The organism is Nonomuraea sp. NPDC050783, assembly GCF_040802095.1.
Taxonomy (GTDB): Bacteria; Actinomycetota; Actinomycetes; order Streptosporangiales; family Streptosporangiaceae; genus Nonomuraea.
In genome coordinates this window covers 344433-362191 of the sequence record NZ_JBFAHK010000003.1, presented here as the reverse complement: position 1 = coordinate 362191, position 17759 = coordinate 344433, and the positions used below count along the sequence as shown (strand labels likewise).

At 73.5% G+C, this 17759-nt stretch carries 15 protein-coding genes; 14 read left to right on the top strand and 1 reads right to left on the bottom strand.

Annotated elements, in window-relative coordinates:
• Positions 1 to 5 precede the first annotated feature (5 nt).
• The gene (locus tag AB0H75_RS09755) at positions 6 to 1061 is read right to left on the bottom strand and encodes a hypothetical protein (protein WP_367793280.1); all 1056 of its coding nucleotides are present in this window, start codon (positions 1059 to 1061) and stop codon (positions 6 to 8) included.
• Between AB0H75_RS09755 and AB0H75_RS09750 the strand changes: the two genes are divergently transcribed.
• The 14 genes from AB0H75_RS09750 to AB0H75_RS09685 all read left to right on the top strand — a co-directional run bounded on the left by AB0H75_RS09750 (position 978) and on the right by AB0H75_RS09685 (position 17724).
• A complete protein-coding gene (locus AB0H75_RS09750) occupies positions 978 to 3047 on the top strand; it encodes a penicillin-binding transpeptidase domain-containing protein (protein ID WP_367793277.1) in 2070 nt (689 codons plus the stop codon). The genes AB0H75_RS09755 and AB0H75_RS09750 overlap by 84 nt on opposite strands.
• Positions 3048 to 3087: 40 nt before the next feature.
• Positions 3088 to 4626 carry a UDP-N-acetylmuramoyl-L-alanyl-D-glutamate--2,6-diaminopimelate ligase gene (locus AB0H75_RS09745; protein WP_367793274.1) on the top strand — a complete coding sequence of 513 codons (1539 nt, stop codon included), beginning with the start codon at positions 3088 to 3090 and terminating at the stop codon, positions 4624 to 4626.
• Positions 4626 to 6041 carry a UDP-N-acetylmuramoyl-tripeptide--D-alanyl-D-alanine ligase gene (murF, locus tag AB0H75_RS09740; RefSeq protein ID WP_367793271.1) on the top strand — a complete coding sequence of 472 codons (1416 nt, stop codon included), beginning with the start codon at positions 4626 to 4628 and terminating at the stop codon, positions 6039 to 6041. The genes AB0H75_RS09745 and murF overlap by 1 nt, the downstream gene beginning before the upstream one ends.
• Entirely contained in the window at positions 6038 to 7096 is a 1059-nt protein-coding gene (mraY, locus tag AB0H75_RS09735; RefSeq protein WP_367793268.1) for a phospho-N-acetylmuramoyl-pentapeptide-transferase, read from the top strand. The genes murF and mraY overlap by 4 nt, the downstream gene beginning before the upstream one ends.
• The gene (gene murD / locus AB0H75_RS09730; RefSeq protein WP_367793264.1) at positions 7093 to 8469 is read left to right on the top strand and encodes a UDP-N-acetylmuramoyl-L-alanine--D-glutamate ligase; all 1377 of its coding nucleotides are present in this window, start codon (positions 7093 to 7095) and stop codon (positions 8467 to 8469) included. Before mraY ends, murD begins: the two co-directional genes overlap by 4 nt.
• A 116-nt stretch (positions 8470 to 8585) precedes the next feature.
• Positions 8586 to 9797 carry a putative lipid II flippase FtsW gene (gene ftsW, locus AB0H75_RS09725; protein ID WP_367794216.1) on the top strand — a complete coding sequence of 404 codons (1212 nt, stop codon included), beginning with the start codon at positions 8586 to 8588 and terminating at the stop codon, positions 9795 to 9797.
• A 12-nt stretch (positions 9798 to 9809) separates the two neighbouring features.
• A complete protein-coding gene (gene murG, locus AB0H75_RS09720) occupies positions 9810 to 10886 on the top strand; it encodes an undecaprenyldiphospho-muramoylpentapeptide beta-N-acetylglucosaminyltransferase (RefSeq protein WP_367794214.1) in 1077 nt (358 codons plus the stop codon).
• Positions 10883 to 12283, top strand: coding sequence for a UDP-N-acetylmuramate--L-alanine ligase (murC, locus tag AB0H75_RS09715; protein WP_367793261.1), 1401 nt, complete (start codon positions 10883 to 10885; stop codon positions 12281 to 12283). Before murG ends, murC begins: the two co-directional genes overlap by 4 nt.
• Positions 12284 to 12385: 102 nt before the next feature.
• Positions 12386 to 13051, top strand: a complete 666-nt coding sequence (locus tag AB0H75_RS09710; protein WP_367793258.1) for a cell division protein FtsQ/DivIB — start codon at positions 12386 to 12388, stop codon at positions 13049 to 13051.
• A 362-nt stretch (positions 13052 to 13413) separates the two neighbouring features.
• Positions 13414 to 14937, top strand: a complete 1524-nt coding sequence (ftsZ, locus tag AB0H75_RS09705) for a cell division protein FtsZ (RefSeq protein ID WP_367793255.1) — start codon at positions 13414 to 13416, stop codon at positions 14935 to 14937.
• Between the two features lie 102 nt (positions 14938 to 15039).
• Positions 15040 to 15732 carry a YggS family pyridoxal phosphate-dependent enzyme gene (locus tag AB0H75_RS09700; RefSeq protein ID WP_367793252.1) on the top strand — a complete coding sequence of 231 codons (693 nt, stop codon included), beginning with the start codon at positions 15040 to 15042 and terminating at the stop codon, positions 15730 to 15732.
• 142 nt (positions 15733 to 15874) lie between these two features.
• Positions 15875 to 16375, top strand: coding sequence for a cell division protein SepF (locus tag AB0H75_RS09695; RefSeq protein ID WP_367793249.1), 501 nt, complete (start codon positions 15875 to 15877; stop codon positions 16373 to 16375).
• 79 nt (positions 16376 to 16454) lie between these two features.
• Positions 16455 to 16742, top strand: coding sequence for a YggT family protein (locus AB0H75_RS09690; RefSeq protein WP_367793246.1), 288 nt, complete (start codon positions 16455 to 16457; stop codon positions 16740 to 16742).
• A gap of 106 nt (positions 16743 to 16848) precedes the next feature.
• Complete coding sequence (locus AB0H75_RS09685) at positions 16849 to 17724, top strand: DivIVA domain-containing protein (protein ID WP_367793243.1); 876 nt, start codon at positions 16849 to 16851, stop codon at positions 17722 to 17724.
• Positions 17725 to 17759: the final 35 nt, after the last annotated feature.

Genomic DNA, 17759 nt, shown 5'->3' with positions numbered 1-17759 from the left:
GGGAATCAGGCGGCAGGGGGCAGGGTCCCGGCCGCGGCGCTGGCGGCGCCGGCTCTCAGGGAGGGCCCGGCGCCGCTCGTCGTACGCCGGGCGGGCCGGGACGGGCGGGGCGCCAGGGCGGCTCCGCCCGTTCGGAGGGGGCGGGCCGCCCGGCGTCGCCGGACACCCCGCCGCGCCAGCCGCGCAAGCGGCCCGACCCGCTGGACCTGCCGTTCGGTCACGAGGACGGCTACCGCACCCGGCCGCCCCGCGACCCGTCCGACCCGGGCCACGACGACGACCCCGGCCGTTCCGGCCGTAGCCGTCCGGACGGAGGGCGCGGCCGCCCGGGTGACGGCCGTGGCCGTTCCGGCGAGGGCCGTGGCCGTACGGACGGCGACCGCGGGGACGACCCGCGTGGCCGTTCCGACGAGGGACGCAGCCCCGGCGACGACCGGCGCGGCCGTCCGGACGACGACCGGCGCGGCCGTCCCGGCGACGGCCGGCGCGCGCCGCGCGAGGAGGGCTCCGGCCGCGCCGAGGACGGCCGCGCCCGCCCGCGGGGTGCCGCCGGCGAGCCCGCCGGGCGACGGCGCCCCTCCCGGGACGGCGACGACCACCCCAGGGGCCGCGCCACCGCCCAGAGCCGCGACCCCGGCCCGCGCGACCGGACCCCCGGCAGCCGCGACGACGCCGACCGCCCCCGCCGCCCTACTTCGGGCCGCGAGGACGCCGATCACCCCCGCCGTCCTACCTCCGGCCGCGAGGACGCCGGCCGCCCGCGCCGTCCCACTTCGGGCCGCGAGGACGCCGATCACCCCCGCCGTCCTACCTCCGGCCGCGAGGACGCCGGTCGCCCGCGCCGTGGCGCCGACGACGACGACGTCCGCCGCTCCCGCCGCCCCGCTTCCGGCCGTGACGACGCCGGCCGTCCCCGACGTGGTTCCGTGGATCGTGACGACGCCGGCCGCGGTCCCGCCGGTCGCGACGACGAGCGGGTGCGCGGGCGCGTCCAGGGCCGCGACGGCCGCCGCCTCCGCGACGACCGCGCCGACGAGCCGCCCGCCCGCGACCGCCGCCACGACGCCCCCCGCGCCCGTGGCGGGCGCGACGACGACCCGCGCGCCCGCGACGCCGAGGCGCGCTCGCGGCACGAGCACGGGGACGGGGCGTCGCGCCGCGCCCCGGCCGGCGGCTCCCGCCAGGAGCGCGAGCGGGCCGCCGGGCGCCGCGCCGGGGACGGCGCCAGGAGCACGCGGGGCGGCGACGTCCCCCCGCCGAGGAGCCCGTGGCGCCGGCCGCCCGCGCCGCCGCGCCCGCCCAGGCCGCCCCTGGTGCTGCGCCTGGGCAACCCGCGCCGCCGCATCAACATTGGCCTGATCGGCATGACGTTCGTGCTGTCGATCTTCGCCGGCCGCCTCATCCAGATGCAGGGCCTGGACTCCAAGGTGTACGAGGCCGCCGCCGCCGACCAGCGCCAGCACGTCGAGACCATCCCCGCCAAGCGCGGCTCGATCACCGACGTCAACGGCCACGACCTGGCGGTGACGGTCGAGGCCCGCGAGCTGTCGATCGACCCGTCCAAGATCACCAAGCCGGACGTCCGCGCGAAGGTGACGAAGGCCCTCGCCCAGCAGCTCGGCAAGAGCGAGCAGGACATCGCCGCCAAGCTGGCCAGGACCGACACCCGCTACCAGCGCCTGGCCACCGACGTCGATCCGGTGGTGGCCAGCCGCCTGCAGCAGGCGGGCATCCCGGCGCTCAGCGCGAAGAAGACCTACCGCCGCCTCTACCCGGCAGGCGACCTCGCGGGCAGCATCATCGGCTTCGTCGGCGACGAGGGCAAGGGCCTGGTCGGCGTCGAGGGTGCCAGCGACAAGCTCCTGGCCGGCCGCGACGGGCAGCAGCGCGTGGAGACCGGCCGCGACGGCCAGCGCATCCCGATGACCAGCAGCCAGCGCACGGCCCCCGTGGACGGCCGCGACATCCGGCTGACCATCGACCGCGACATCCAGTGGGCCGCCCAGAAGTCGATCGGCGACCAGGTCAGGGAGTCCGGCGCCGACAGCGGCACGGTCATCGTCATGGACGTGCGCACCGCCCAGATCGTCGCGATGGCCAACGCGCCCGAGCTCGACCTCGGCAACTGGCGCTCGGCCCCGGCGTCCAGCCAGATCAACAAGGCCGCCGCCGACGTCTTCGAGCCCGGCAGCACCAACAAGGTGATCACCGCCGCGGCCGCGCTGGAGGCCGGCGCGGCCACCCCGGACACGGTGTTCCAGGTGCCCGACCGGATCAGGTGCTACGACCAGGTGCTGCACGACGCGCACGCGCACGGGACGGAGTCGATGACGTTCCGCCAGGCGATGGCCGAGTCCAGCAACGTCGCCACGGTCATGGCCGCGCGCAAGATCGGCAGCGCCCGCCTGTACGGGATGCTGAAGGCGTTCGGCTTCGGCAGCAGGCCGGGCGGCGGCGTGCCGGGCGCCGAGGCGGGCCTGCTGCCCGACTACAAGAAGTGGTCCGGCAGCCAGAGCTGCACGATCGCCTACGGCCAGGGCGTGTCGGTGACGGCGCTGCAGATGGCCAGCGTCTACCAGACGATCGCCAACGGCGGCGTCAGGATCGAGCCGCGGATCGTGGCCGGCACGACCGACGCCACAGGCAAGTTCGTCCCGGCCCCCGAGAGCAAGCGGACCAGGGTGGTGAGCGAGACGACCGCCAAGGAGATCACGACCATGCTGGAGAGCGCCGTGGGCGAGGAGGGCACCGGCCACCTGGCCGCCATCCCCGGCTACCGGGTGGCGGGCAAGACCGGCACCGCCAACCGCTACGACGCCTCCCTGGGCCGCTACGACGGCTACACTGCCTCGTTCGTCGGGTTCGCCCCGGCGGACAAGCCGAGCCTGGTGGTCCTGTCGGTGCTGCAGAACCCCAAGAAGGGGCACTTCGGCGGCGAGCTGGCGGCCCCCGTGTTCAAGGATGTGATGACGTTCGCCATCAAGAGCAAGAAGATTCCTGCCACAGGCTCCACCGTGCCGCCGGTGCGTACGCGCGCCGGGGAGTGACCAGGAAGGGTACGCTCTCGCCGTGCGTCCCCCGTCGTCTATGCGTCCCACGACCAGTCCGCCCCGTCCGCTGACCGGGCTCGCGACCATGCTCGACGCCGATTCCGGCACGTCGCGGTCGCCACACGCCGCCCTGACCGGCGTCACCATCGACTCCCGCGACGTCCGGCGGGGTGATCTCTACGTGGCGCTGCCCGGCAGCCGGGTGCACGGCGCGACGTTCGCCGCCGCGGCGATGGCCGGCGGGGCGGTGGCGATCCTGACCGACCGGGCCGGGCGCGAGGCCGCCGTCGCCACCGGCCTGCCGGTGCTGATCGTGCCCGACCCGCGCGCGCTGCTCGGGCAGATCGCCTCCTGGGTGTACGGCCAGCCGGCCCACGACATCCAGGTCCTCGGCGTGACCGGCACCAGCGGCAAGTCCACCACCACGTTCATGCTGGAGGCGGGCCTGCGCGCCGCCGGGCACACCACGGGCCTGGTGGGCGGCGTCGAGATCCGCGCGGGCGAGCTGCGCTTCCAGCCGACGCTGACCACGCCGGAGGCCACGACGCTGCACGGCCTGTTCGCCCTCATGCGCGAGCAGGGCGTCACCGCGGCCGCGATGGAGGTCTCCAGCCACGCGCTCGCCCTCGGCCGGGTGGACGGCGTCTTCTACGACGTGGCGCTGTTCACCAACCTCTCCCAGGACCACCTCGACTTCCACAAGGACTTCGAGGACTACTTCTCGACCAAGGCGCGGCTGTTCCAGCCGGAGCTGAGCCGCGCCGGGGTGACCAACCTCGACGACCGTTACGGCCGCGAGCTGCTGCACCGGGCCAAGGTGCCGATGACGACGTTCTCGGCGCAGGGCGACCCTGAGGCCGACTGGCGGGCGGTCGACGTGCGGCTGGGCGCCGACGGCAGCGCGTTCCGGGTGACCGGGCCGGGCGGCGTGGAGGCCGACGCGCGCATCGCGCTGCCGGGGCCGTTCAACGTGGCCAACGCGCTCGGCGCCGTCGTCACCCTGGTCGAGGCCGGCATCCCGCTGCACACCGCGGTGCGCGGCGTCGGCGCGCTGGCCGGCGTGCCGGGGCGCATGCAGCGCGTCACGACCGCCGGCGACGAGTTCCAGGCCGTCGTGGACTACTCGCACAAGCCCGGCGCCGTGGAGTCGGTGCTGCGCTCGCTGCGGGCCGTCACCGCGGGCCGGCTGGTCATCGTGCTCGGCTGCGGCGGCGACCGCGACAGCGGCAAAAGACCCATCATGGGCGAGATCTCCGCGGAGCTGGCGGATGTGGCCATTTTCACGAGCGACAATCCCCGTACGGAGGATCCGCTCGCCATTCTCGCGGCCATGATGGAAGGAGCGCTCCGCGTTCCGCAGCACGCCCGCGCTCATGTGATCATTGAGCCCGACCGCGCGGCCGCCATCGGCCTGGCGATCGCCAGGGCCGGGCGCGGCGACGTGATCGTCGTGGCGGGCAAGGGTCACGAGCAGGGCCAGTACGTTTCAGGCGAGGTGATCCCCTTCGACGACCGCGAGGTCGTCGCCGAGGCGATCCACGCACGCAAGGAAAGCACGGAAAGCAGGAAGCACTGATGATCCCGTTGCCTCTGGCCAGGATCGCCGAGATCACCTCCGGCACCCTGTCGGGCATGGCCGATCCCCGCGCCGTGGTGCGCGGGCCCGTCGTGATCGACTCGCGGGCCGTCGAACCGGGATCGTTGTTCGTCGCCTTCCCGGGCGCCCGGGTGGACGGTCACGACTACGCGGCGCAGGCCGTCCGGGCCGGGGCCGTCGCCGTGCTGGCCACCCGCCCCGTCGAGGCGCCGTCGGTGATCGTGCCGGACGCCGCCGCGGCCCTGGCCCGGCTGGCCGCCGCGCAGGTGGCCGCGCTGCCCGCCACCACCGTGATCGGCGTGACCGGCTCGGCCGGCAAGACCTCCACCAAGGACCTCCTGGCCCGGCTCGCCGCCAGGATGGGGCCGACCATCGCCCCCGTCGGCAGCTTCAACAACGAGCTCGGCCACCCGCTGACCGTGCTGCGCGCCGACATGGACACCCGCTTCATGGTGCTGGAGCTGGCCGCCCGCAACATCGGCCACATCAGGGAGCTGACCCGCATCGCGCCCCCGCGCATCGGCGTCGTGCTCAACGTCGGCACCGCGCACCTCGGCGTGTTCGGCGGCAAGGAGGCCATCGCCAAGGCCAAGGGCGAGCTGGTCGAGGCGCTGCCGCGGCACGGGGTGGCGGTGCTCAACGCCGACGACCCGTACGTGCGGGGGATGGCCGGGCGCACCGACGCGCGGGTCACCTTCTACGGGCGGGGCGAGGACGCGGCCATCCGGGCCGAGGGGGTCACCCTGGACGAGCGCGGGCGGGCCTCCTTCACGCTGCGCACCCCGTCCGGCGCGGCCCCCGTCTCGCTCCAGCTCTACGGCGGCCACGCGGTCGAGAACGCCCTCGCCGCCGCCGCGGCCGCCTACGAGCTCGGGCTGCCCGTGGCCACCATCGCCGAGGAGCTGTCGGAGGCCACGCCGCGCAGCCGGTGGCGGATGGAGGTCACCGAGCGCCCCGACGGCGTCACCGTGATCAACGACGCCTACAACGCCAACCCCGACTCGATGCGGGCCGCGTTCGACGCCTTCGCCGTGCTCGGCCAGGGGCGGCGGCGCTTCGCCGTCATCGCGGCCCTGCGCGAGCTGGGCGAGGAGGGGCCCGCGCTCAACCGCGAGCTGGGCGTCATGGCGGGCGGGGCGGGCCTGGCGGGCCTCGTCGTCGCGGGCCCCGACGCCGAGCCCGTGCTGGAGGGCGCCCACGAGGGCGCCGCGCGGGCGGCCTCCGGGCCCCCCGGGCACCCGCAGCCGCGCATCGTGCACGTCCCCGACGCCGCCGCGGCCGCCGCCGAGCTGAACGCGTTGCTGCGCCCCGGCGACGCGGTGCTCGTCAAGGGCCCGCGGGCCATGGGCCTGGAGCGGACGGCCGAGCAGATCCTCGGAGGTTCCGCCCAGTGATCAACATCGTCATCGCCGGCGCGGTGGGCCTCATCCTCTCGATGCTGGGCACCCCGCTGGCGATCCGGCTGTTCTCGCGGCGCGGTTACGGCCAGCAGATCCGCGAGGAGGGCGTGCAGGCCCACCACGGCAAGCGGGGCACCCCCACCATGGGCGGCACGGTGTTCGTCCTGGCCGCCCTGTTCGCCTACGGCGCCTCCCACCTGGCCACCCTCACGCCGCCGACCGTCTCGGGCGCCCTGGTGCTGTTCCTCATGACGGGCCTCGGCGCGGTCGGGTTCCTCGACGACTTCATCAAGATCTACAAGCAGCGCAGCCTCGGCCTGCGCAGCGGCGCCAAGGCGCTCGGCCAGCTCGTCGTCGGCGCGGTCTTCGCCGTCCTCGTCGTACGCCAGCCCAACGTCTACGGCATCACCCCCGCCGAGACCCGGCTGTCGTTCCTGCGCGACATCGGCCCCTCGATCGGCATCATCGGGTTCACCATCTGGGTGCTCATCATGATCGTCGGGTTCTCCAACGCGGTGAACCTCACCGACGGCCTCGACGGCCTGGCCAGCGGCGCCTCCGGCGTGGTGCTGGCGGCGTACGTGCTGATCGGCAACTGGCAGCTGCGCAACAACTGCATCGACCAGCTCGGCCCCAACTGCTACTGGGTGCGCGACCCCCTCGACCTGGCCGTGGTCGCCGCCGCCGTGCTCGGCGCGCTCATCGGCTTCCTGTGGTGGAACGCCCCGCCCGCCCGCATCTTCATGGGCGACACCGGCTCGCTGGCCCTCGGCGGCGTGCTGGCCGGCCTGGCCATCGCCACCCGCACGCAGCTCCTGCTCATCATCCTCGCCGGCCTGTGCGTGATCATCACCCTGTCGGTGATCATCCAGGTCGGGTTCTTCAAGATGACCGGCAAACGCGTCTTCCGCATGGCCCCCCTCCAGCACCACTTCGAGCTGAAGGGCTGGGCGGAGACCACGATCGTGGTCCGCTTCTGGCTGGTCGCCATGCTCTGCGCCGCGCTCGGGCTCGGCCTGTTCTACGTCGAGTGGATGCCCAAGCCATGACCCTCACCTGCGTCGCCGGGCTCGGCGTCTCCGGCACCGCCGTGGCCAGGGCCCTCGCCGGGCGCGGCGAGCGCGTCGTCGTCGTGGAGGCCGCCGAGGGGGAGCGCCAGCTCGCCGCCGCGGCCGAGCTGGCCGGGCTCGGCGTCGAGACCCGGTTCGGGCCGATGGCCCTGCCCGAGGGCACCGGCCGGCTCGTCACCACCGGCTGGGCGCCGCACCACCCGCTCGTCGCCGCCGCGCTGGAGGCGGGCGTGGAGGTCGTCGGCGAGGTCGAGCTGGCCTGGCGGCTGCGCCCGGAGCACGCCGCCCCGTGGCTCGCCCTGACCGGCACCAACGGCAAGACCACCGCCGTGCGCATGCTCACCTCCATCCTGCTGGCCGCCGGCCACAAGGCCCTGGCCGTGGGCAACGTGGGCGTCCCCGTGGTGGGGGCCGTCGCCGAGCCGTACGACGTGCTGGCCGTGGAGCTGTCCAGCTTCCAGCTCCACTGGTCGGCGACGCTGGCCCCGCACGCCGCCGCGATCCTCAACGTGGCCCCCGACCACCTCGACTGGCACGGCTCGATGGAGGAGTACGCCGCCGCCAAGGGCCGCGTCTACGAGCGCGCCGGCACCGTGATCTACAACGCCGACGACCGCGAGGCCACCCGGCTGGCCGCGCCCTACCCGGACGCGGTCGGGTTCACGCTGCGGGTCCCCGGCCGCGGCCAGCTCGGCGTGGTGGAGGACCTGCTGGTGGACCGGGCGTTCGTGGCCGACCCGGTGGAGGCGGCCGAGGAGCTGGCCACGCTCGGCGACATCCGGCCCCTCGCCCCGCACAACGTGGCCAACGCCCTGGCCGCGGCCGCCCTGGCCCGCGCGTTCGGCGTGCCCGGCGAGGCGGTCGCGCGCGGCCTGCGCGACTTCGTCCCCGACCCCCACCGGCTGGCCCACGTGGCGCGGGTGGGCGGGGTGGACTACGTGGACGACTCCAAGGCCACCAACCCGCACGCCGCCGCAGCGGCGCTGGCCTCCTACCCGTCGGTCGTGTGGGTGGCCGGCGGCCAGCTCAAGGGCGCCGACGTGGACGAGCTGGTGCGCGGGGCGGCCCCCCGGCTGCGCGGCGCGGTGCTGCTCGGCGCGGACCGGGCGAAGATAGCCGAAGCCGTCGCGCGACACGCCCCGGATGTCCCCGTGGTGGACATCGCCGATCGCGACACTGGTGCGATGGAGAAAGTCGTCACCGAAGCCGCTCGCCTGGCCCGTCCCGGCGACACCGTGCTGCTCTCCCCGTCGGCGGCCTCACTCGACATGTACCCCGGCTACCCCGCCCGCGGGGAGGCCTTCGCGCGCGCCGTACGCGGGCTGAAGGAGCGGGCCGAGGGAGCGGTGTGAGCGCGACCGCCGAGGAACGCGCCCGCCCGGGCGCGGGGGAGCGCGAGGCCGGCCGGCCGGACGCCGCCGGTCCGCCGGGCGCCGCCAGGGCCCAGGGCAACCCGTTCCGCGAGCAGCTGGCCGCGCTGCGCGAGCTGCTCGGCAAGCCGCTGACCACCTACTACCTGATCATCATGTGCAGCGCGCTGCTGCTCGCGCTGGGCCTGATGATGGTGCTGTCGGCCTCCAGCATCGAGGCGCTGCAGAAGACCGGCAGCCCGTTCTCGTGGTTCCTCAGGCAGTCGGTCTCGGCCGCGGTCGGCGTGCCGCTCATGTACGCCTGCTCGCGCCTGCCGGCCAGGTTCTTCCGCTGGGCGGGCTACCCGCTGATGGCGCTGGCCATCATCGCGCTGGTCATGGTGCTGTTCATCGGCTCCGCCGAGCTGGGCGCGCAGCGGTGGATCTACCTCGGCCCGCTGACCGTCCAGCCGTCCGAGCCGGCCAAGCTGGCGCTCGTGCTGTGGGGCGCCGACCTGCTGGCGCGGCGGGCGCGGCAGGGCCGCATCGAGTGGCGTCAGCTGCTGATCCCGCTCATGCCGGGCACCGCCATCCTGGTCGTCATGGTCCTGCTGGGCCGCGACCTCGGCACCACGCTGGTGCTCTTCATGATCTTCCTGGCCCTGCTGTGGGTGGTGGGCGCGCCGATCAAGCTGTTCGGCGGCCTGATGGCGCTGGCCGTGCTGGCCGCGGCCATCATGATCAAGGTGGAGCCCTACCGCATGCGGCGCATCGGTGCCTTCCTCAACCCGTGGGCCGACGCGCAGGGCGACGGCTACCAGGCCGTGCAGGGGCAGATCGCGATGGGCTCGGGCGGCTGGTTCGGGCTCGGCCTCGGCAGCAGCCGGCAGAAGTGGAGCTGGCTGCCTCACGGCGAGAGCGACTTCATCTTCGCCATCGTCGGCGAGGAGCTCGGGCTCATGGGCACGCTCCTGGTCGTCGCGCTGTTCGGGCTGCTCGGCTACGCCGGGCTGCGCGTGGCCATCCGGGTCAACGACGCCTACATCAGGCTCGCCGCGGCCGCCACGGTGGCCTGGATCGTCGGGCAGGCCACCGTCAACATGGGCGCCGTGCTGGGCGTCCTGCCCATCACCGGCATCCCCCTCCCGCTGGTCTCCTACGGCGGTTCCTCGCTGCTGCCCACGCTCGCCGCGCTCGGCATGCTGCTGTCGTTCGCCAAACGCGAGCCCGGCGCGCGTGAGGCCTTGGCCGCTCGTGGCCCCGGACCGGCCGCGCGGGCCCTAAGCTGGCTTGGCCTGGGGGGAACGACCAGAGGCCGAGCGACACGTTAGGGAGTGACCGTGATGAGGGTGGTCCTCGCCGGTGGGGGGACGGCCGGGCACATCGAGCCCGCGCTCGCCCTTGCGGACGCGCTGCGTCATCTCCAGCCCGGCATCGGCGTCACCTGCGTGGGCACCGAGCGCGGCCTGGAGACGCGGCTGGTGCCCGCCAGGGGCTACGACCTGGAGCTGGTCCCGGCCGTCCCGCTGCCGAGGGCGATCACCCCCAGCCTGCTGACCGTGCCGGGCCGGCTGGCCGGGGCGATCAACGCCGTCGCGGGCCTGCTCGACCGGGTCCAGGCCAGCGTGCTGGTCGGCTTCGGCGGCTACGTCGCCACGCCCGCCTACCTCGCGGCCAAGCGGCGCGGCCTGCCGATCGTCGTCCACGAGGCCAACCCGCGCCCCGGGCTGGCCAACCGGCTGGGTGCCCGGCTCACCGACCACGTCTACACCGGCTTCCCCGACGCCGCGCTGCCCAAGGCCGAGTTCATCGGCACGCCGCTGCGGCGCGAGATCGTCACCCTCGACCGGCTGTCCACGGGCGACAAGGCGCGCTCGTGGTTCGGGCTGGAGAGCGACCGGCCCACGCTGCTGGTGTTCGGCGGTTCGCAGGGGGCCCGCTCGATCAACGAGGCCGCGCTGGCCGCCGCTCCCGCGCTGCGCCGGGCCGGGGTGCAGGTGCTGCACGTGATCGGGCCGAAGAACACCGTCGAGCACGAGCCGCCGCCCGGCGACCCCCAATACGTCCTGCTGCCCTACGTCGACCGCATGGACCTCGCTTACGCCGCCGCCGACGTGGCGCTGTGCCGCAGCGGCGCGCTCACCTGCGCCGAGCTGACCGCGGTGGGGCTGCCGGCCGCGTACGTGCCGCTGCCGCACGGCAACGGCGAGCAGGCGATCAACGCCGAGCGGGTCGTCCGCGCCGGGGGCGGGCTCATGGTCGACGACGCCGGGCTGTCGGCCGACTGGATCATCCGCAACGTGCTGCCGATGCTGCACGATCCCGAGCGCGTCGCCGCCATGTCGGAGGCCGCCTCACGGCTCGGCCGCAAGGACGCCGATATCATGCTTGCCAGGAAAGTGTTGGAGATAGCCAGATGAGTCTCGTGAAGCTGGTCGATCCCGTCCGTGTCGAAGACCTGGGGCGGGTGCATTTCATCGGCATCGGTGGCGCGGGCATGTCCGGCATCGCACGCATCCTGCTCAAGCGCGGCGTGCGGGTGTCGGGCAGCGACGCCCGCAGCTCCGACATGGTCGCCGAGCTGCGCGATCTGGGCGCCGTGGTGCACATCGGCCACGCCGCCTCCCACATCCGCGACGTCGACACCGTCGTCGTCTCGACCGCCATCCGCGACTCCAACCCCGAGCTGGGCGAGGCGCTCAAGCAGGGGCTGCGGATCATCCCGCGGGCCGCCGCGCTGGCCTCCGTCATGGCCGGGCGCACCGCCGTGGCCATCGCCGGCACCCACGGCAAGACCACCACCACCTCGATGCTGACCGTGGCGCTGCAGAAGTGCGGGGCCGACCCGTCCTACTGCGTGGGCGGCCAGCTCGTCACCACCGGGCTCGGCGCCGACGACGGCTCCGGCACGGTGTTCGTGGCCGAGGCCGACGAGAGCGACGGCTCGTTCCTCATGCTCGCCCCCGACATCGCCGTGGTCACCAACGTCGAGGCCGACCACCTCGACAACTACGGCGACCCGCGGGCCGTGCACGACAGCTTCGCCCGCTTCGCCGACCGGGTCGGCTCGCTGCTGGTGCTGTGCGCCGACGACCCGGGCGCGGCCGAGCTGGCCGTCCGGGCGCGCTCGCGCGGGCTGCGGGTACGCACCTACGGCACGGCCGAGGGCGCCGACTACCGCGTGCGCGGCGTCCGGCCCGACGGGTTCGGGACGGTCTTCGCGATCGAGGGGCGCGGCGACGTGCGGCTGGCCGTCCCCGGGGCGCACAACGCGCTCAACGCCACCGCCGTGATCGCCGTGGCCGACGAGCTGGGGCTGTCCTTCGAGGAGATCAGGGAGGGCCTGGGGGCCTTCACGGGGGCCAAGCGGCGCTTCGAGGCCAAGGGCGAGGCGGGCGGGGTCGCCGTGTTCGACAGCTACGCCCACCACCCGACCGAGCTGTCGGCCGACCTGCGGGCGGCGCGCGACGTCGTCGCCTCCTACTCCGGCCACGGGCGGGTCATCGCGATCTTCCAGCCGCACCTCTACTCGCGCACCCGGTTCTTCGCCGACGAGTTCGGCGCCGCGCTCGGGCTCGCCGACGAGGCCATCGTGCTCGACGTCTACGGCGCCCGCGAGGACCCCGAGCCCGGGGTGTCCGGGGCGATGGTCGCCTCGCGGGTGCCGCTGCCGGCCGAGCGGGTGTCGTACGCGCCGGACCGGGCCGAGGTGCCCGCCCTGGTGGCCCGGCGGGCGCGGCCGGGCGACATCGTCCTGACGATGGGCGCCGGCGACGTCACCGAGCTCGGCCCCCAGATCGTCGCCCGCCTCTCCTGACCCGCGACGGGTGCCGGAGGAAAACGCGAGGTCCCGGGCGTGGCGCGCGGGCGCGCGGGCGGGAGCGGGCGTAGGTTCGGTGCCGACATGGGTGGGAGGGCGATGAAGGCGCGCAAGGCGTTCCTGGTGCTGCTCACCGCGGGGGTGGTGGGCAGCGCCGCATGGCTGGTGTTCTTCTCGCCCGTGCTGGGCGTGCGCTCGATCGAGATCGTGGGAAATCTCACAGTGCCGAGCGAGCGCATCAGACAGCAGGCCGGCGTGCCCGACCTGCATCCCCTGGCCACCGTCGACCTGGCGGGCGTCCAGAGCCGGGTCCTCGGCATCCGGCAGCTGGCCGGTGCGAAGGTGGATCGGGTCTGGCCGGGCACCCTCAAGATCGAGGTGACCGAGCGGGAGCCGGTCGCGGCGATCCCGGCCGCCGGCAGGTTCGCGATCGTGGACGGCCACGGCGTCGTCATCGAGGTCAAGCCGGCCGCGCCGCCCCTGCTGCCGCTGCTGAGAGTGGACAACCCGGCCGCGAGCGATCCGGCCACCGTGGCCGCCCTGCGGGTCGTCCAGGCCGTCCCTGACGAGATCGCCCCCAAGGTCAGGCAGGTCCGGGCGGGCACGGCCGAGGGCGTGACGCTGGAGCTGTCCGACGGCCGCACCGTCGTCTGGGGCGGCGCCGACCGGCCCGAGGAGAAGGGCCGCATTCTGGCCTCGCTGCTGAAACGGGAGAAGGCCACCGTTTACGACGTCAGCTCACCCGACGTGGTGACCCTGAAGTGATCGGGCAGGAAGCGACCGGCCCTGAGGTGATCAAGAACGTCAGGGTCTGGCAAGTCAGCGGCAAGGGCATCGCCCAGCCTGTACGCAGGGGGCCCGCGGCGTGAGAGCCTAAAGCGGGGACAGGGCAGGGGAGTGCCCCGACCAGGCGTGACCTCGGAGCGAAACGGACAGCCCGCGACACGCCGGACGTGCTTGCGGCGCGGTTAGTTGACCCGCCAGGAGCGTAACTCCTACTGTCCGTATCAATCCTCAGGTTGACATAAATCTAAATCTCAACCTGAGGTTGAGAGTTACCCGAACTGAGAAAAGCGGAGACAATCCGCACCGAAATGGCAAGTCAACGAGCGGAAAGGCCCCTCGTCGTGGCAGCACCGCAGAACTACCTCGCGGTCATCAAGGTCGTCGGCATCGGCGGCGGCGGAGTCAACGCCGTCAACCGGATGATCGAGGAGGGACTCAAGGGCGTCGAGTTCATCGCCATCAACACCGACGCCCAGGCGCTGCTGATGAGTGACGCCGACGTGAAACTCGACGTGGGCCGCGAGCTCACGCGCGGACTGGGCGCGGGCGCCAACCCCGACGTCGGGCGCAAGGCGGCCGAGGACCACCGCGAGGAGATCGAGGAAGTCCTCAAAGGGGCCGACATGGTCTTCGTCACGGCGGGCGAGGGCGGCGGCACCGGCACCGGCGGCGCGCCCGTCGTGGCCAACATCGCCAGGTCGCTCGGCGCGCTCACCATCGGCGTCGTCACCCGGCCGTTCAGCTTCGAGGGCCGGCGCCGGGCGATGCAGGCCGAGGCGGGCATCGAGACGCTGCGCGACGAGGTCGACACGCTGATCGTCATCCCCAACGACCGGCTGCTGTCGATCTCCGACCGGCAGGTCAGCGTGCTGGACGCCTTCAAGGCCGCCGACCAGGTGCTGCTGTCGGGTGTCCAGGGCATCACCGACCTCATCACCACCCCCGGCCTGATCAACCTGGACTTCGCCGACGTCAAGTCGGTCATGTCCGGCGCGGGCTCGGCGCTCATGGGCATCGGCCACGCCCGCGGCGACGACCGCTCGGTGGCCGCCGCCGAGATGGCGGTCTCCAGCCCGCTGCTGGAGGCCAGCATCGACGGCGCCCACGGTGTGCTGCTGTCCATCGCGGGCGGCTCCGACCTCGGCCTGTTCGAGATCAACGAGGCCGCGCAGCTCGTCTCCATGGCCGCGGCGCCCGACGCCAACATCATCTTCGGCACGGTCATCGACGACGCGCTCGGCGACGAGGTGCGCGTGACGGTGATCGCGGCCGGCTTCGACGACGTGCCGGGGCCGGCCGTCAAGGAGGTGCCGCGGCCGATGGGCCGTGCCGCCGCCGCGCCGCCGCCCGCGCCGCCGGTGTCCTCGCCCGCGCGCCCGAGCGTGTCGTCCCCCAGCGTCAAGTCCGAGCTGCCCGTGCTGCGCCCTGAGCCGCGTCCTGAGGTGCGTCCTGAGCCGCGTGCGGAGTTCCGTCCGGAGCCGCGCCCCGAGCCCCGCCCTGAGCCGCGTGCGGAGTTCCGCGCCGAGCCGCGTCCCGAGCCCCGCCCCGAGCCGCGTGCGGAGTTCAGGCCCGAGCCCCGTCCTGAGCCGCGTCCCGAGCCCCGGGCGGAGTTCCGCCCCGAGCCGCGGCAGGAGCCCAGGCCCGAGCCGGTGCGCCCGGTGGAGCCGGTGCAGGCGGTCGCCGAGCCGGCCGACGAGCCGCCCGCCGACGAGCCCTCCGGCCCCGTCTCCATCCCCCGGCCCACGCCCGAGCCCGCCAATCCGCCCACGCCCATCACCTCCCGCATGTCGGAGCCCGCCAAACGCCCCCGGGTGATCTTCGAGGAGCAGGAGGAGGAGCTCGACGTCCCTGACTTCCTCAAGTAGCGCGGGCGTCCCACGCCGCTCCCCAGGGTGACGGGAGCGGCGCCGTCATGTGCGCGCGAGGAGCCCGAGCACGGGAACGCCGGTACCGGAAGGAAGACTCAGGTGAGAAGGGACGAGATCGCGGCCGGGCTCGCCCAGGTCGAGGCGCGCATCGCGGCGGCCTGCCGCGCCGCGGGCCGCGACCGCGGCGAGGTCACGCTGATCGCCGTCACCAAGACCCGCCCCGCCGAGGACGTCAGGATCCTGGCCGGGCTCGGCGTGCGCGACGTCGGCGAGAACCGCGACCAGGAGGCCGCGCCCAAGGCGGACGAGCTGGCCGACCTGCCGCTGACCTGGCACTTCGTGGGCCAGTTGCAGACCAACAAGGTCCGCTCCGTCGTCGGGTACGCCGACGTGATCCACTCCGTCGACCGGGTGCGGCTGGTGGAGGCGATCAGCCGCGAGGCGGTCCGCCAGGGCCGCGACGTCGGCTGCCTGATCCAGGTCTCCCTCGACGACGACCCGGAGCGGGGCGGCGCCCGCCCCGCCGACGTCCTGGAGCTCGCCGACGAGGTGGCCGGGGCCGGGGGCGTGTGGCTGGGCGGCGTCATGGCGGTCGCGCCGCTGGGGGAGGAGCCGGCCAAGGCGTTCGCCCGGCTGCGCGAGGTGGCCGCGCTGGTGCGCGAGCGGCATCCCCGCGCCACGATGATCTCGGCCGGGATGAGCGGCGACCTGGACGAGGCCATCGCCCACGGCGCGACACACGTGCGCGTCGGTACGGCGTTGCTCGGCCGTCGCAAGCCCTTCGTCAGGTAATGTCCCCTCAAGTGGGTCTTCAAGCCCATGATCAGGTAGAGGTCGAAGATGGCGGAGGGTTCGAGGGGTCACGGCTACCGCCCCGGGCGCCCGCCGCCGGGCCCCCACGGGGGGCGACCATGAGCAGGAGGACGACGTAGCGATGGCCGGCGCGATGCGCAAGATGGCGGTCTACCTCGGTCTCGTGGAGGACGACCGCTACGAGAGGTACGAGACCTACCAGGACGACTACGCCTACGAGGACGAGGCGCAGCGGACCGGCGAGGAACGGCCCGCGGCGGTCCAGGACCGCGACGAGGAGGCCGACGCCCCGGTGCCCGCCCCCAGGCCCTCCACGGCGATCCTGGAGCGCCGTACGACCGATCTGGCCCGCATCACGACGCTGCACCCGCGGACGTACAATGAGGCGCGCACCATCGGCGAGCACTTTCGTGACGGCACCCCGGTCATCATGAACCTGACCGAGATGGTTGACAGCGACGCCAAGCGGCTCGTCGATTTCGCGGCAGGTCTGGTCTTTGGCCTACACGGAAGCATTGAACGTGTTACCAACAAGGTGTTCCTGTTGTCCCCTGCCAATGTTGAGGTGACCGCCGAGGACAAGGCTCGAATCGCGGAACGCGGGTTCTTCAATCAGAGTTAGAGTCTCTGTATGTCCATCCACCCGACCAGGTCTCGGCGAGGCCGGGAGGGCTCACCAGAAGTGGAGGCGCGGCCGGGCCGTGGGGATCGTAGGTCAGATCTTGGTGGTTGTCCTGTCCCTCTACTTGGTGTTGCTCATCGGCAGGATGATCTTCGAGACGGTGCAGGCATTCGCCCGCCACTGGCGGCCGACAGGCGTCGTGCTGGTGCTGGCGGAGGCCACCTACACCGCGACGGATCCTCCGTTGAAGTTCCTCCGCCGTTTCATTCCTCCGCTCCGGTTGGGTACGGTGGCCTTTGACCTAAGCTTCACTGTCCTGTTCATCGTGGTCCTGATCTTGATTCAGCTCGCGGGGCTGCTGCGGTGAGCGGGCCGGTGTCGCGCAGGGCGTGATCCAACTCGTGTCCGCGCTGAAGTGATTCGGGTTACCGTCCCTCCGGACAGACTCCCAAGCGCGCCAAGGAGACCAAAAGATGCCGCTGACGCCCGCTGATGTGCGGAACAAGCAGTTCAGTACCACCCGGTTGCGGCCGGGCTACGACGAGGAGGAGGTCGATGCCTTCCTCGACGAGGTGGAGGCTGAGCTCGACCGCCTGATCCAAGAGAACGAGGAGCTCCGCGCCAAGCTGGCCGAGTGCCTGCGCGGGAAGGTGCCGGGCGGCATGAGCATGCCCATGGCCTCCGCCCCGGTTCAGGAGCAGCCCAAGCCCGAGATGATGGCGCCGCCGCAGCCGGAGCCCATGCGGGCCCCCGAGCCGCCGCCGGTGCAGCAGCAGCCGCCGGTCCCCGTGGCCATGAACATGCCTCCCGCCGAGGACAACATGGACACCGCGGCCCGCGTGCTCGCCCTGGCCCAGCAGACCGCCGACCAGGCGATCGCCGACGCCCGCCGCGAGGCCGACGAGACCGTCACCCGCGCCCGCCGCGAGGCCGACGAGATCCTCACCAAGGCCCGCCGCCAGGCCGAGCAGGTCATCGGCGACGCCCGCGCCCGTGCCGAGACGCTGGAGCGCGACGCGCAGGAGCGCCACCGCCAGGCCATGGGCTCGCTGGTGCAGACCCGCGACGAGCTGGAGCGCAAGGTCGAGGAGCTGCGCAGCTTCGAGCGCGAGTACCGCAGCAGGCTCAAGCTGTACCTGGAGAACCAGCTCGCCGAGCTCAACGTCTCCGCCGAGGGCAGTGGCGGGTTCCCGGTCATGTCCGGTGGTCCCGGCGGCCAGGCTCCGGCCATGCACGCCGTGCCCCAGGGCGGCCAGCCGCCGCTTCCGGGCAGCCCCAACCCGTTCGGCGGCGAGGCTCCGCAGGGCGTTTTCCCCGGCGGTGACGGTCCTCACAACGACCGCCGGTAAAGTAACGGGTCACTAGGACCTGTCACTCGAAAGAG